This is a genomic window from Altericroceibacterium indicum, assembly GCF_009828105.1.
Lineage (GTDB): Bacteria > Pseudomonadota > Alphaproteobacteria > Sphingomonadales > Sphingomonadaceae > Altericroceibacterium > Altericroceibacterium indicum.
In genome coordinates this window covers 60584-74718 of the sequence record NZ_WTYQ01000005.1, presented here as the reverse complement: position 1 = coordinate 74718, position 14135 = coordinate 60584, and the positions used below count along the sequence as shown (strand labels likewise).

13 protein-coding genes are annotated in these 14135 nt (G+C 54.8%); all 13 read right to left on the bottom strand.

The features are described from left to right. Positions 1-29: 29 nt before the first annotated feature. Positions 30-2171, bottom strand: coding sequence for a tetratricopeptide repeat-containing sulfotransferase family protein (locus tag GRI39_RS12530; protein ID WP_246205082.1), 2142 nt, complete (start codon positions 2169-2171; stop codon positions 30-32). A 124-nt stretch (positions 2172-2295) separates the two neighbouring features. Then, positions 2296-2634 carry a P-II family nitrogen regulator gene (locus GRI39_RS12525; protein ID WP_160740071.1) on the bottom strand — a complete coding sequence of 113 codons (339 nt, stop codon included), beginning with the start codon at positions 2632-2634 and terminating at the stop codon, positions 2296-2298. A 222-nt stretch (positions 2635-2856) separates the two neighbouring features. After that, on the bottom strand, positions 2857-4260 hold the full coding sequence (locus tag GRI39_RS12520) for an ammonium transporter (protein WP_160740070.1): 1404 nt from the start codon (positions 4258-4260) through the stop codon (positions 2857-2859). A 29-nt stretch (positions 4261-4289) separates the two neighbouring features. Next, positions 4290-4628: a P-II family nitrogen regulator gene (locus tag GRI39_RS12515; RefSeq protein ID WP_160740069.1), complete on the bottom strand. Its 339-nt coding sequence runs from the start codon at positions 4626-4628 to the stop codon at positions 4290-4292. Positions 4629-4786: 158 nt separating this feature from the next. Beyond that, the gene (locus GRI39_RS12510) at positions 4787-5479 is read right to left on the bottom strand and encodes an endonuclease/exonuclease/phosphatase family protein (RefSeq protein ID WP_160740220.1); all 693 of its coding nucleotides are present in this window, start codon (positions 5477-5479) and stop codon (positions 4787-4789) included. Between the two features lie 137 nt (positions 5480-5616). Then, a complete protein-coding gene (locus tag GRI39_RS12505; protein WP_160740068.1) occupies positions 5617-7140 on the bottom strand; it encodes a peptide chain release factor 3 in 1524 nt (507 codons plus the stop codon). A 90-nt stretch (positions 7141-7230) separates the two neighbouring features. Continuing rightward, a complete protein-coding gene (pheT, locus tag GRI39_RS12500) occupies positions 7231-9624 on the bottom strand; it encodes a phenylalanine--tRNA ligase subunit beta (RefSeq protein ID WP_160740067.1) in 2394 nt (797 codons plus the stop codon). Next, positions 9621-10721, bottom strand: a complete 1101-nt coding sequence (gene pheS / locus GRI39_RS12495; protein WP_160740066.1) for a phenylalanine--tRNA ligase subunit alpha — start codon at positions 10719-10721, stop codon at positions 9621-9623. The genes pheT and pheS overlap by 4 nt, the downstream gene beginning before the upstream one ends. A gap of 63 nt (positions 10722-10784) precedes the next feature. Then, positions 10785-11678, bottom strand: a complete 894-nt coding sequence (locus tag GRI39_RS12490; protein WP_160740065.1) for a helix-turn-helix domain-containing protein — start codon at positions 11676-11678, stop codon at positions 10785-10787. A gap of 158 nt (positions 11679-11836) precedes the next feature. Beyond that, positions 11837-12196 carry a 50S ribosomal protein L20 gene (gene rplT / locus GRI39_RS12485; protein WP_160740064.1) on the bottom strand — a complete coding sequence of 120 codons (360 nt, stop codon included), beginning with the start codon at positions 12194-12196 and terminating at the stop codon, positions 11837-11839. A gap of 29 nt (positions 12197-12225) precedes the next feature. Beyond that, a complete protein-coding gene (gene rpmI / locus GRI39_RS12480) occupies positions 12226-12429 on the bottom strand; it encodes a 50S ribosomal protein L35 (RefSeq protein ID WP_160740063.1) in 204 nt (67 codons plus the stop codon). A 141-nt stretch (positions 12430-12570) separates the two neighbouring features. Then, complete coding sequence (locus tag GRI39_RS12475) at positions 12571-13326, bottom strand: SDR family NAD(P)-dependent oxidoreductase (protein WP_160740062.1); 756 nt, start codon at positions 13324-13326, stop codon at positions 12571-12573. A 25-nt stretch (positions 13327-13351) separates the two neighbouring features. Next, a complete protein-coding gene (locus GRI39_RS12470; protein WP_160740219.1) occupies positions 13352-14134 on the bottom strand; it encodes an inositol monophosphatase family protein in 783 nt (260 codons plus the stop codon). Position 14135: the final 1 nt, after the last annotated feature.

Here is a 14135-nt window from a genome sequence, read left to right as displayed (position 1 = left end):
TGGCCCCTTTTTTGTAACAGATGAGGGTATTACCCCTTCTCAATCGCATCCACCAAAGGCTTAAGCGCATCACCATATTTGGCTCGGCGGTTTAGTGAAGTCTGATAGATCGGCTGGCGGACTTGGGCCACGCTAGCTGATCTGACGGGACGATCCAGCTTGTGGAAATCAAGCAATTTAGCGTCCCACTCCAGCCCGACGAATTCGATAATCTCCTTCGCCTGCGCTTCAGTATCCTTCACGATATCTTCGTAATTGACCACTTTCATGACGCCTTTGGGAAGCACCTTTTCCCAATGTTGCATCAAGCTATCATATTTGCGGTAATAGCCGCCTAGTTCCTTCATGTCATAGCTATGCGGCATATCATCGCTGAACAGCTTAGTGAAAGCAGACAGGCAGGTATCCACCGGGTCCCGACGAGTGTTGATGATCTTGGCATTGGGAAACAGCAGATTGATCACACCAGCGAAAAAGAAATTCGTCAGTAGCTTATCGATCGTCACTCGTGCATCGCCAGCATGTTTTCGGATCGCCGCTTCGTAGCCGTCGGCCAGCAATTCCCATTGTGCCGGATTAAGCTCCCTCATCATGTCAGGATAGGCTGAGAGGGAAGGGAAGCGATTTCGCAACCCGACCAGTTCATCATTCAGATATTTGACCTCGCCTGCACCATAGGCATCATCATGGCTGGCAATGATCTGTTCAACCAGAGTCGATCCTGAACGTGGCATGCCAATGATGAACACCAGACCTTCAGTAGAATGGCCATCGAAAGGACGGTTTGTGAATATATTGGCGGGAAAGGCTTTTTCGATGTCGGCAAAGAAGGTAGCCGCTTGACGCTCATCATAACTGACCTGCTTGCGCTTCAGCTTACCAGCGGTCACGTAATGGGATACAGCATCTTCATATTTGCCGTGATCCTCCAAGGCCTTGCCATATGAAAAATGCACCGAGATCCTGGCAGTATCATCGAGGATTTCTCCGTTCTCAGCAAAACCCTTGAGTGTTTCATAGAGCGTTTTGTACTCAGTGAAGTCGATCAGATCGCTCAAATTGGAGTAAGCGCCGAACATATGCGGGTTGATTTCCAATCCGCGCAAAAGATGCGCGCGCGCATCATCAAGCTGCCCTAGAGACTTCAGCGTCACACCGTAATAATTGATGGCTTCGAAGGATTGCGGTGAAATCGCAATTGCCTTTTCAAGTACCTCTTTCGCTTCCAGATAGCGGTCGGTTTCATGGAGAATGAAGCCCAGTACCGTCAATGCATCGACATTGTTCGCATTCACATCCAGCGCCATGCGGCAAGCCTGCTCTGCTGTAGCCATTTTTTTACGCCGCAATTGAATACGAGCGGTCAGAACAAGCGCGCGCTCATGCTGCGGCTGAAGCTTGAACAGCTCCCCCAGTTGCCCCAATGCTTCCACATCAGCTTGTTTCAAAAACAATGTCAAAGCTAGGTTGAAATAGGCCGATACATAGCCCGGTTTTTGCTGAATAGCTTTGCGCAGCGCTTGTTCAGACTGATCAAGCTTACCTGTATCTCGCAGTAACGTGCCAAGATTGGCATAGGCTTCAGGGTAGTTTTCCTTCAGCAGCAACGCGTTCTGATAGGCCTCTTTAGCCGCATCCACCTCACCCGTCCGGCACAACGCATTGCCCAGATTATTAAAGGCTTCAGCAAAAAGAGGGTTCAGTTCAATCGCCTTGCGATAAGAGGTCACTGCGTCATCATAGGCACGACCTTCGAACCGAATGATACCAAGGTTATTATGTGCCTTGGCATTGCGAGGATCGAGATCAATGGCTTCGATCAGGCTCACAGTCGCATCGGCCAGATTGCCTTGCAATCGCTGCACTTCGCCCAGGTTTGAACGAAAAATCGCTGCCTTTGGTGCTAGGCTGATCGCTTTCTTGAGCGATGCCACCGCATCTTTATGCCTACCGAGCGCATTAAGTGTGATCCCGAGGATGGAATGTGCATTGGCAAGCTGAGGCTTATGAGAAATAAGCTGACGGCAGATATTTTCCGCCTGCTTATAACGCCCTTTCGCATAAAGCTGCCCTGCAATATTCATGGCATCGGCTTCGGTCATGCGCATGCTGGCGGACTGTATCTTCTGGATCATCGCTTCAAGGCGATCATCGGTCTGGGCCTGCTGCATCAAAATCTACTTTCTGTCATTCAACGGATAATGCGCCTGGCTGCTGCATCCAAGCGGATGTAGCAGCGATAAGATATGTCAAACTTGGTGTCACGCTGCAGTTCCATTCAAACCATAGCGTGGATTACAGCGCCATATCACCATGCTCATTGGTACGAACCCGAACAGCCTCTTGCAGTTCAAGTACAAAAATCTTGCCATCGCCAATAGCGCCCGTTCTGGCCGCCTGCTGAATAACTTCCACCACCCGAGGCGCAATGTCATCAGCCACGGCGACTTCCAGCCGCACCTTTGGTACCATGTTTATGGAATATTCGGCACCGCGATAGATCTCAGTCTGACCTTTCTGGCGGCCAAAACCCTTCACTTCAGTCGCAGTGAGGCCCGCCACGCCAATGGCGCTGAGGGCTATCCGCACTTCTTCAAGGCGGGATGGCTTGATGACGGCGACAACGAACTTCATGCTTTCCCCTTTGTCCTTATGACATGGGGGATAGGCACATCTGGCCATAAAGTCACCGGCCGATCTGATCCAGACCTATGGGATGCGTACTCAAATCCTCTCCAGACATAAAAAAGGGCCGGAGCAATTTGCCCCGGCCCATTGAGTTGACGTTCGCAGGAGGAACATCTTGAGGCGGGATCGGATCGGAGAGGAGTAATCCCATCCCGCCAAGCTTGGTAATCAGTTGTAAGCGCGTTCTCCGTGCTCACCGATATCGAGGCCTTCCTGTTCAACCTCGGGGGATACCCGCAGGCCAGTCAGTGCCTTGGCGATGAAGATCGCAATGGTCGTGCCAACAGCAGCCCAGACAATGGCAATGACAACAGCAGTGATCTGAATGAAAACCTGTGTGCCCATTGCAGTTGAACCATCACCGGGGCCACCGAACAGGGGCTGATAGACAAGGCCCGTGCCAATGGCGCCGACAATGCCGCCCACGCCATGGATACCGAAAGCATCAAGCGAGTCATCATAACCCAGCATTGGCTTCAGCTTAGCCACTGCAAAGTAGCAGATAACCGAGGCGACCATGCCCAGAATGATCGCGCCAAACGGGCCGGAGTTGCCTGCAGCCGGTGTGACCGCCACGAGGCCGGCGATGATGCCTGAGCAAAAGCCCAGAGCCGAACCCTTGTGACCTGCCAGACGCTCAACAACCATCCAGGTGAGTGCGCCAGCAGCAGTCGCAACGAAGGTGTTGATCATAGCCAGACCAGCCGTGCCGTCAGCTTCAAGCTCCGAACCAGCGTTGAAGCCGAACCAGCCCACCCACAGAAGGCCTGTACCAACCATAGTCAGCGTCAGAGAATGCGGAGGCATGGGTTCAGACGGATAGCCCTTGCGCTTGCCGAGGATGAGCGCGGCCACCAAAGCCGAAACACCGGCGTTGATGTGCACCACAGTACCACCAGCAAAGTCGAGCGCACCCAGCTTGAAGAGATAACCGCCACCGGCCCAAACCATATGTGCGATCGGGAAGTAAACGATCGTCAACCAGATGGCAGTGAACACCATCATGGAAGAGAATTTGAGGCGTTCGACCGTCGCACCCAGAACCAGTGCTGCGGTAATCGCGGCAAAGGTCATCTGGAAACAGACGAAGACATATTCGCTGATCACTTCATCAGAGAAGGTCGCCGCAGTGCTGGATGGCGTGACGGAGGAGAGGAACAGGCTACCGCTACTCACGAAATTGCCAATGAAGCCTTCCGAAGTTGTCGGACCAAAGGCCATGGAATAGCCCCACATTACCCAGATCAACATGGCCAGTGCTGCTGCACCGCCGACCTGCGTCATGGTAGAAAGCATGTTCTTTGAACGGGTCAGACCACCATAAAACAGCGCTAGGCCCGGCAGGATCATCATCAATACCAGAATGGTAGCCGTCATCATCCAGGCATTGTTGCCGGGGTTAGGAACGGCTGCCACGGCGGCGGCAGTTTCTGTTGCAGCAGCGATGGGCGTGCCGGCGGCATCGGCAGCTGTGGTAACAGCTGTCATGGCGGCTTCCTGTGCCCATGCGGCACCTGAAACCATGAATGAGGCGACGGTAGCACCGGCTCCCCAGGCGAATTTGCGGATCATAGTGTTACCCCTCATTTGCAAAGCGTAGCTCACAGCGCCGTATCGCCGGTTTCACCGGTGCGAATGCGTGTTGTCGATGCCAGATCGAGGACGAAAATCTTTCCGTCACCGATGCTCTCGGTGCTCGCGACCTGCTGGATCGTTTCCACGACCTGCGGCGCAATAGCGTCGGTTGCAGCGACTTCGATTTTCACTTTTGGCAGCATATTCGTCGAATATTCTGCGCCGCGATAGATTTCCGTCTGCCCCTTTTGACGCCCGAAGCCCTTGACTTCAGACACCGTCATACCGGCTACGCCGATCCCACTGAGTGCTTCACGCACTTCATCGAGCTTGAATGGTTTGATTATCGCGATGATGAATTTCATCACTCATCCCCCTGTTGCTTTCCGCGCCGGTACCCGGCTGCAAAGATCAATGCAACAAGCGTGCCAGTTTACACATGACACAAAATAGATGGGTATGCGCAATTTTTGGCTGCAATCTGACAGCCTCAAGGCTGCAATATTGTGCAGATGCTCAAAATTTAGGCAAATAATTCCAGATCGGCCTTAACTGGCAGGTGATCAGATGCCTGAACGGCAAGCGCGCTTTGATGAACTGCTGTATTCCGGCAAGTCCACTGCGAAGAGATTACAATTCTGTCGAGTGCGGCGAGCGGACGGCGGCTATGGAAGCTCTTGCCCGGGCGCAGGACTTCCCAACCCTCGCCAAATTCGCGGAAGCATCCGCCTTTGCCCGACCATTCATTAAAGTCGCCTGCAAGCACTGCCGGACCAGGCCGCTCTGCCAAATGCTGGCACACCGACGCGATCTGCTGGCGGCGGCGCAGGCCAGACAGATCGAGATGCATACCGACTACGCGAAAGTCATGGCCAGCCATATTGAGATGCGCACAAACTGCACCGCGTGGTTCAATCGTGGGCAGTCCAATCGGCTCAGCGTCGACAATATCGATTCCGTGCCGAACCAGAATGGCATTGCCATGCCAGCCAATGCTCGCCGGTTTCATCGCAAGCGGCACAAGCTGCCAGTGGTTTTCCGCCAAAAGCCCTCGAGACAGCACCGCGCTGCGCGCACCAATACGGCGGTCCACTTCCTGCAACACAACGATGTCGGCATCCATTTCACGCAACACCGTCATGATCCGCTCAGGATCACGCTTACGGTCGAGGCCAACGCCCTTGTGAATATTGTAACTTGCCAGAGTGAATTGCACAGCCCCGCCCTCTTGTCCCCTGTCAGAATGAGAAGATCGGGAGGAATGGTCTGAACTCTGTGGCATCGGCATCCTATATTGCGATGGGCGCTGGTTGTACGATCACACCGCCCGGACCCTTAACCAGCCAAATGCCCTCAGCGTTCCTTGGTCGCGCTGAAAGTCAGGTCCTTGTTCTTTTCTTCCTGATAGCTCACATCCCATGGGGATTTGGCCATAAACACCAGATCGCCATCACGATCCTTCGCAAGGTTGGCCCGGTTGAACTTCTCAAATTCATCCATCGCGCTTTCACTCCCCTTGAGCCAGCGCGCTGTGGAGAACGGAGAGGCTTCAAGCCCTGCTTCCACCTTATATTCCGCTTCCAGCCGCGCGATAAGCACTTCAAGCTGGAGCTGGCCCACCACACCAATGATCCATTGACCGCCGATTTCAGGATAGAAAACCTGAATCACGCCCTCTTCCGAGAGATCGTCCAGCGCCTTGCGCAGCTGCTTGGTCTTGGTCGGGTCACGCAATTGCACGCGGCGCAGGATTTCAGGGGCGAAATTGGGAAGGCCGGTGAAGCGAATCTGGTTCTTTTCAGACAGAGTATCGCCCACCCGCAAGGTACCGTGGTTGGGAATACCGATGATATCGCCCGCTTCGGCCGTATCGGCAATTTCACGATCCTGTGCAAAGAACATGATCGGGGAATGTACAGCTATAGGCTTGCCCAGCCCAGAAGGCGTGAGCTTCATGCCGCGTTTGAAAGTGCCCGATACCATCCGCATAAACGCGATCCGGTCACGATGCTGCGGGTCCATATTGGCCTGCACCTTGAAAATGAAGCCCGAGACTTCATCACGATCCGGCGTCACCATATCCTCGCCTGCGGGCTGTGGCCGCGGTGGCGGGGCAAATTTCTCAATCGCATCGATCAATTCGACCACGCCGAAATTCTTGAGCGCTGATCCGAAATAGACCGGCGTCAGATCGCCATTGCGATAGGCTTCCAGATCAAATTCGGGATAGCCGATTTTGGCCAGTTCAATTTCTTCAGCAATATCTTCGGGCAATGTCGGATTATCATCCCGCGCCCCCAAAAACTCACGACTTGGCCCTTCAGGGCGGCTCACACTATTGCTGGCCAAGTCGAGCACGCCCTTGAACTGTCCGCCCATACCAACAGGCCAGCCTTGCGGGCTGACATCCAGCGCCAGCATATCGGCCACTTCATCAAGCAATTCGAACGTCGGGCGGCCTTCGCGGTCCACCTTATTGACGAAGGTGATAATCGGCACCGAACGCAGGCGACACACTTCGAACAATTTGCGCGTCTGCGGTTCGATACCTTTGGCGGCATCGATCACCATGATCGCAGAATCGACGGCTGTCAGTGTGCGATAGGTATCTTCCGAGAAATCTTCATGGCCCGGTGTGTCGAGCAGGTTAAAGGTGACGCCATTGCGTTCAAAGGTCATCACCGAACTGGTCACCGAAATGCCGCGCTGCTGTTCGATCTTCATCCAGTCAGACCGGGCCCGCCGCGCTTGCCCACGCGCTTTCACTTCGCCTGCAAGGTGGATTGCCCCGCCTTGCAGAAGAAGCTTTTCAGTCAGCGTCGTCTTACCCGCGTCTGGGTGAGAAATGATGGCAAAGGTGCGGCGGTTTGAAGTCATGAGGTGATCTCGAAAGGGGAAGGGAAGGAACCATTTGTCCAGCCCATCACCCCGGCCGGAACCGAGGTGACACTGGATAGAACGCCTGCCCTACCCGCGCAATTCAGCCCCCTGTTTCGCAGCCGATTTCACGACCTTATCAGAAATACCCTTGAGGTCTTCTTCGGTATAGCTTTTCTCGCCAGGCTGAAGGGTAACTTCGACCGCCAGTGATTTCTTGCCTTCTGGCACGCCTTGACCACGGAAATCATCAAAGATGCGCGCATCGACGATATTGACCTTATCGGCAGATTTCACGCTGCGCAGCAGATCACCTGCCGGAACATCGACATCCACCAGAAACGCAAAATCGCGCATGACCGATTGCAGGGCTGGAGGAGCATAGGCCACACGGGCAAATTCCTGCGCGCCCTTCTTGCCCGGAATCGCATCGAGGAAAATCTCAACCGCCATAACCGGGCCTTCAACGTCAAAGGCTTCTAATGTCTTTGGATGTAACGTGCCAAAGCGCGCCAGCACATTCTTTGGCCCAAGCCGCAAGGTGGCAGACTGGCCGGGATGGAACTGCTCTCCAGCCTCTCCCATCACCTGAAGCTTATCCACCGGCGCACCGGCTTCCGCCAGGAGAGCCACCGCTTCTGCCTTGGCATCATAGGCATCAAACGCTGCCGCTTTGCCACTGGCCCAGCCGCGCGGTGTCTTTTCACCGGCCAAAAGAACCGCCAGCGTCGGGCGTTCATCGCTCATCCCGTCAGCCCCGCGAAGATAACGACGGCCAATTTCAAACAGACGAACGCCTGAAGCACCGCGATCCATATTGCGCTTGGCTGCGGACAGCAGACCGGGAAGCAAGGACGGGCGCATAGCCTTCATGTCTTCGCTAATCGGATTGTCGAGCTGCCACAGGGCCTGATCGTCGCTAACAAAGTGAGCCGCTTCAGCCACCGGAATGAAGGACCATGTGATCGCTTCATTAAGCCCCCGCGCTGCTGCTGCCCGACGCACACGCCGTTCGAGCTTTTGCTGCGCCGTTGCTGTGGGCTTGGCCACACCTTCGGCGCGTGGAAGCGCTGTGCTTTCCACCTTGTCGAGACCGTAGATGCGGACAATTTCCTCAACCAGATCGGGCGCGCCTTCCACATCCGGACGCCATGTGGGCACACCCACCCGCCAGTCTTCCCCGGCGGCAAAGCCGAGCTTTGCCAGAATGGCGCGCTGTTCAGCTTCAGCCACATCCACACCGCCAAGGCGGCTGGTCAGCGCCGGATCAAAGGCTACCACCTTGGTATCGAGCGGCGCTTCGCCAGCGCGGACAACTTCGGAGGCTTCGCCTCCACAGATATCCAGCACAAGCTGGGTCAACAGGTCGAGGCCATCATCGAGGAAAGCCGGATCAACCCCGCGCTCAAACCGCGTACGCGCATCAGAGGCAAGGCCGAGCTTGCGGCCCGTCACACCAATGGCTTCCGGGTTGAAATAGGCGATTTCGAGGAGGACATCCTGCGTGGTGTCGCTCACCCCGGAATGTTCCCCGCCCATGATCCCGGCGATGTCATGCACGCCGCTGTCATCAGCAATAACGGTCATGCTTGAATCGAGCGTATAGGTCTTTTCATTGAGCGCGAGGACGGTTTCACCATCACGCGCCCGCCGTGCCACAACCGCACCATTCAGCTTGGCAAGGTCATAGGCATGGGCTGGACGGCCAAACCCGAGCATCAGATAATTGGTAATGTCCACCAGAGCGGAAATCGGCCGTTGGCCCGCGCTGCGCAGCGCATCCTGCATCCAGTCAGGTGATACGCCATTGCGCACTCCCCGGATCACGCGGCCATGAAAGGCCGGGCAACCTTCTGCATCTTCCGTGCGAATCTCGACCGGGCAGGTATAGGCACCCGCAGTCTTCGCAATGTCGAGCGGTTTCAGCGTGCCAAGGCCCGCCGCTGCCAGATCGCGGGCAACGCCATAAACGCCCATGCAATCGGGGCGGTTGGGTGTAATCGCCACATCAAAGATCGGTGAGGAGCCGTGATATTCGGCAAAGCTGGTGCCGATGGGTGCATCGTCAGGTAGCTCGATGATCCCGTCATGATCTTCGCCCAGTTCGAGTTCACGAACCGAACACATCATGCCGTTGGATTCGACCCCGCGAATAGCGCTTTTGCGCAGCTTCATGCCATTGGCTGGAACCACTGCACCGGGGAGGCCCAGCACGCCCTTCATACCAGCACGCGCATTGGGGGCACCGCAAACAACCTGCAAAGGCTCACCCTCGCCTGTGTCTACCGAGAGAACCTGCAATTTGTCGGCATCGGGATGCTTTGCCGCGGTCAGCACATGGGCAATGCGGAAGCCGTCTAGAGTTTGGGCCGGATCATCAACGCCTTCCACTTCAAGGCCAATTGCATTGAGCTTGGCCGCAATCTCCTCAGCCGAAGCATCCGTATCGAGATAGGTTTTGAGCCAGTTCAGCGAGAATTTCATGCGCTCGCTCCTACGCCAGCGGAAAGAGTTGGCTGGTCCAGCCCGGAGAAGCCGTAATGGGCAGCCCAGCGCACATCGCCATCGAAGAAGGCACGCAGATCGTCCATGCCATATTTCAACATCGCTAGACGATCCACGCCGGTGCCAAAGGCAAAGCCCTGCCACTCATCAGGATCAAGCCCGCTCATTTCAATCACCCGGCGATTGACCATGCCGGAACCCAGGACTTCCATCCAGGCATGGCCCGGCGCATCGCCAGAGCCACCCACAACGCGGCGGCCTTTTTCCATGGAATAGCCAACATCCACTTCCACTGATGGTTCGGTGAAGGGGAAATAGGATGGCCGCAGGCGCAGCACGATATCGTCACGCTCGAAGAAGGCTTTGAGGAACGTTTCCAGCGTCCACTTCAAATGGCCAAGGTGAATGTCACGATCAATCACCAAACCTTCGATCTGATGGAACATCGGCGTGTGGGTTGCGTCGCTATCAGAACGATAGACACGACCCGGCGCGATGATCCGCAAGGGCGCGCCTTCAGCCATCATTGTGCGCACTTGAACAGGGCTTGTGTGCGTTCTCAGCAGCATCTTGCCCCCTTTAGGTGCCTTATCGGGGAAGTAGAAAGTATCGTGCATCGCGCGTGCCGGATGACTTTCAGGCATATTCAGCGCGGTGAAATTATACCAATCGTCCTCAATCTCTGGCCCGGTAGCCACAGAAAAGCCCAGATCTGCGAAGATTTCAGCCAGTTCATCCATGACTTGACTGACAGGATGCACCGAACCTTTGGGGCTGGCTGGCTCCGGCAAAGAAAGATCAAGCGTTTCCTCTGCAAGCCTGGCATCCAGCAATGCCGCCTCCATCATCGCCTTGCGTTCGGACAATGCATCCGACACGAATTGACGAAGCCCTTGGATTTTGGGGCCTTTTTCTTGCCGCTCATCCGGTGTCATTTTGCCAAGCGTTTTAAGCAGCGCAGAAACGCTGCCTTGCTTGCCAAGATATTCCACGCGCAGGGTTTCCAGTGCTGCAAGGCTATCTGCCTCAGCAATACGGGTGCGGGCTTCCGCTTCGATCTGTTCCAGTTCGGCCATGTTTTCTATCGCAAAGAAGGTGTGGCGCGCCTGTTAGCCCCGGTTGTGGCTTAGCCCAACCCCCTAATTCTCTTCCAACGCGCGCCGGGGGTGAGAATTGGCATATTTCGTCGCCCCTAAATCCGTCATTCGCTGTTTCAGCACAACATCAAGAACGGGGTGAGGCATACTGGCAAATTCGCGTGGCGTGAGATGCATAAACTTACGGAATTCCCGCACAAATTGGGCCTGATCGAAATATTGTCCGTCTAACGCTTCAGACCAGTTTTTCCGAGATTCCAGCATGAATTGTGAGATACTACGCAGAAACCTCTGTCGGCGCAGAAGAAATTTCGGCGGGAACCCGAAATGCCGCGCACATAGCCGTTCGAGTGAACGGGTGGGTATTCCAACCTTATCTGCCAATTGCGCGACAGTGGAAGTATCCGGATCATGCAACGCCTGCTGACAGGCCAGAATCTGGTCAGCCTGAGCCGGTGGTTCATCAGCCTGCTCACGCAAAAAATCCGAAATCCATTCAGCAATTCTATCGTGCGAAGAATATTGCGATGCCGTCATTTCCAGGATTGGTGAGAACCGGTTAAAAGGCTCCATACCACAGCCGTTAAAAAGCTGATCGGTCAATTGAGTTGCTGGAATTCCAATATATTTTGCCCAACCCAGAGGGCGTAGCGTTAAGCTCCAGACTTCACTCTCATAGACAGAAAAATAAATCCCTCTGCTGGTAGGGCCGGTCACAACGAAAGGCCAGGTATCCTGCTTCTTATTCGCTTCGATAGCAGCACGAATAACACGGCCCTTTACAAAGTGCATCTCCGCAGGCCCTGGGTACAGAACGTCATTTGCGGACGCACCTTCAGCATAAGCAATTCTACTGGAAATAAGTGTTCCAAAGTAGGGCCGAAGATCTTCGTTCAAATCATAAAACTTGCCTTTAAACACGCTTCCAGGTGGCATATTATTTCAACTCTAAACGTCTGAACGTCGAAAATGGCATATCTATTCGGTTTATGGACTTAAACAATATGTACTCGACCAGTAGCATACAAGGCACAAAAAAAAGGCGCTGGAAAACCCCAGCGCCTTCTCTTTTAATCTGTAAAACTTGAAGCAAATTAAGCTGGCAGAGCGTCTTTCGCCTGCTTCACGATAACACTGAAGGCAGCACCTTCATTCATCGCAAGATCAGCCATCACTTTGCGATCAAGTTCGATGCCAGCAAGCTTCACGCCATGCATGAACTGCGAATAGGTGAGGCCTTCATTACGGACCGCAGCGTTGATACGCTGAATCCACAAGGCGCGGAAATTGCGCTTCTTGATTTTGCGGTCACGGTAAGCGTACTGGCCGGCCTTTTCGACGGCCTGACGAGCGACGCGGATCGTATTCTTACGACGGCCGCGATAGCCCTTGGCCTGATCTAATAGCCGCTTGTGCTTCTGGCGCGTGGTGACGCCGCGTTTAATGCGGGGCATGGTCTAGCTCCTAATTCCTGTAGCCGGGCTCAATTGAGGCCGTATGGGGCCCATTTCTTCACCGTCTTCGTGTCCGCGTCGGACAGGACGGAGGTGCCACGGTTCTGGCGGATATACTTGGCGTTGTGGCTGATGAGCCTGTGGCGTTTGCCGGCAACACCGTGCTTAACCTTGCCGCTTGCGGTGATCTTGAAGCGTTTCTTCACACCACTTTTGGTTTTCAACTTGGGCATTTTCGTCTCCTTATTTCGAGACACGTTTGACTAGCCCTGGCAGCCCTTGTCGCCAGACCAGCCTCAAAAATCGTGTCAATGAAGGGCGCGCCTCTATTCCGGGTGGCACTTAAACGCAAGCATTTATCGCAATTGCCACCATCATTCGGCATAAATCATCTTGCGGGTCATACCACCATCAACCACCAATTGCTCTCCGGTTACAAAACCAGCGCCAGCAAGATAAGCGATGGCCTGAGCAATATCTGCCACTGTACCGACCCGGCCTGCAGGGTGCTGCGCGTGGTCGATAGGACGCAAGCCCTCGCCAAAATCCTCGCTCCCCACTGACGATGGCGTAGCAATCCAGCCCGGAAGAATGGCATTCACGCGAATCTCAGGCCCAAGACTCATCGCCATGGAGTGCGTAAGCGCGCTCACCCCTCCCTTGGCAGCGGAATAAGCAAAAGTGTCTGATTCAGACTGCAGTGCACGCGTAGAAGAAATATTGATGATACTGGCCCCGCCAGACTTCCGGAGGAGTGAGAGCGCTTCACGGCTGACAAGAAAAGTTCCAGTCAGACTCGCATCAATCCATCTCTGCCACTCCGGCAAGGAAAGCGCTTCCAAAGGGCCACAAGCCGGATCAGCGATACCCGCATTGTTGACAAGACAATCCAGTGGTGCGCCGTCAAGCCAATTTGCTACCTCCTGAAAGGACTCCCGCACCTCACCTTCACACCCCACATCGCAACAGAGCGTTAAGCAATGCTCGTGACGAAGATCAGACAGGCCGTCTGCATTCTTGTCGAGTGCAATGATTCGCCAGCCAGCTTGGTGAAAATGCTCCACGGCGCCGCGCCCGATTCCAGAAGCAGCGCCTGTTATGCAAATGGTTTGAGTGATTTGATCAGTCATGCCCCGCTAACGCGCGGAAGACATCTCAGTGCCCGCAAGCAAGCGCCGCTACAACATCCTCAAGCCTGGCCGGATCACCCAACGCAATCACATGGCCATCCGATTCGGCATGAAGCGGATCGCCATTCCAATCGCTCATTGAGCCACCCGCCCCTTCAACAATTGGCACGAGCGCGGCGAAATCATACAATTTCAGGCCTGCTTCGCACACGATGTCGATGTGGCCGGAAGCCAGCATGGCATAATTGTAGCAATCGCCGCCCATCACCATCCGTTTATGATCCGTCTTGGCGGCAAGCGCCATGAAATGCTCACCTTGATGATCATCGAAATAATGTGGGCCAGTGGTTGCCAATGCTGCGTCGCTCAACTCACGGCAGCGTCGTGTGTGAACCGGCTGGCCATTGAGCGTGGTATCCTTGCCCGTCACACCCAACCAGCGTTCATCATTGATGGGCTGGTCTATAATGCCAAGCACAGGGAAGCCTTCAACAAGTAGTGCAATCAGCGTTCCAAACATTGGCCTGCCAGCAAGGAAACCCACAGTGCCATCAATTGGGTCCAACACCCATTTGCGGCCAGAACGGCCTTCCGTCACACCAAACTCTTCACCAATGATGCCATCATCGGCACGTTCTTCGGTGAGAATTGCGCGCATAGCTTCTTCTGCCGCACGATCCGCAATGGTCACCGGTGAGGCGTCGCCTTTGCGCTCAGGATCAAGCGCTGTGCGAAAATGCGGGCGAATGGCCAGACGCGCAGCGTCAGCGAGACGCCCTGCTAAAGTGATATCCGCCCCCAGATCCATA

Coding starts and splice junctions, on each gene's coding strand:
- GRI39_RS12530 (WP_246205082.1), bottom strand. CDS start 2,171: ATGCAGCAGGCCCAGACCGATGATCGCCTTGAAGCGATGATCCAGAAG.
- GRI39_RS12525 (WP_160740071.1), bottom strand. CDS start 2,634: ATGAAGTTCGTTGTCGCCGTCATCAAGCCATCCCGCCTTGAAGAAGTG.
- GRI39_RS12520 (WP_160740070.1), bottom strand. CDS start 4,260: ATGATCCGCAAATTCGCCTGGGGAGCCGGTGCTACCGTCGCCTCATTC.
- GRI39_RS12515 (WP_160740069.1), bottom strand. CDS start 4,628: ATGAAATTCATCATCGCGATAATCAAACCATTCAAGCTCGATGAAGTG.
- GRI39_RS12505 (WP_160740068.1), bottom strand. CDS start 7,140: ATGACTTCAAACCGCCGCACCTTTGCCATCATTTCTCACCCAGACGCG.
- pheT (WP_160740067.1), bottom strand. CDS start 9,624: ATGAAATTCTCGCTGAACTGGCTCAAAACCTATCTCGATACGGATGCT.
- pheS (WP_160740066.1), bottom strand. CDS start 10,721: ATGGCCGAACTGGAACAGATCGAAGCGGAAGCCCGCACCCGTATTGCT.
- GRI39_RS12490 (WP_160740065.1), bottom strand. CDS start 11,678: ATGCCACCTGGAAGCGTGTTTAAAGGCAAGTTTTATGATTTGAACGAA.
- rplT (WP_160740064.1), bottom strand. CDS start 12,196: ATGCCCCGCATTAAACGCGGCGTCACCACGCGCCAGAAGCACAAGCGG.
- rpmI (WP_160740063.1), bottom strand. CDS start 12,429: ATGCCCAAGTTGAAAACCAAAAGTGGTGTGAAGAAACGCTTCAAGATC.
- GRI39_RS12475 (WP_160740062.1), bottom strand. CDS start 13,326: ATGACTGATCAAATCACTCAAACCATTTGCATAACAGGCGCTGCTTCT.
- GRI39_RS12470 (WP_160740219.1), bottom strand. CDS start 14,134: ATGGATCTGGGGGCGGATATCACTTTAGCAGGGCGTCTCGCTGACGCT.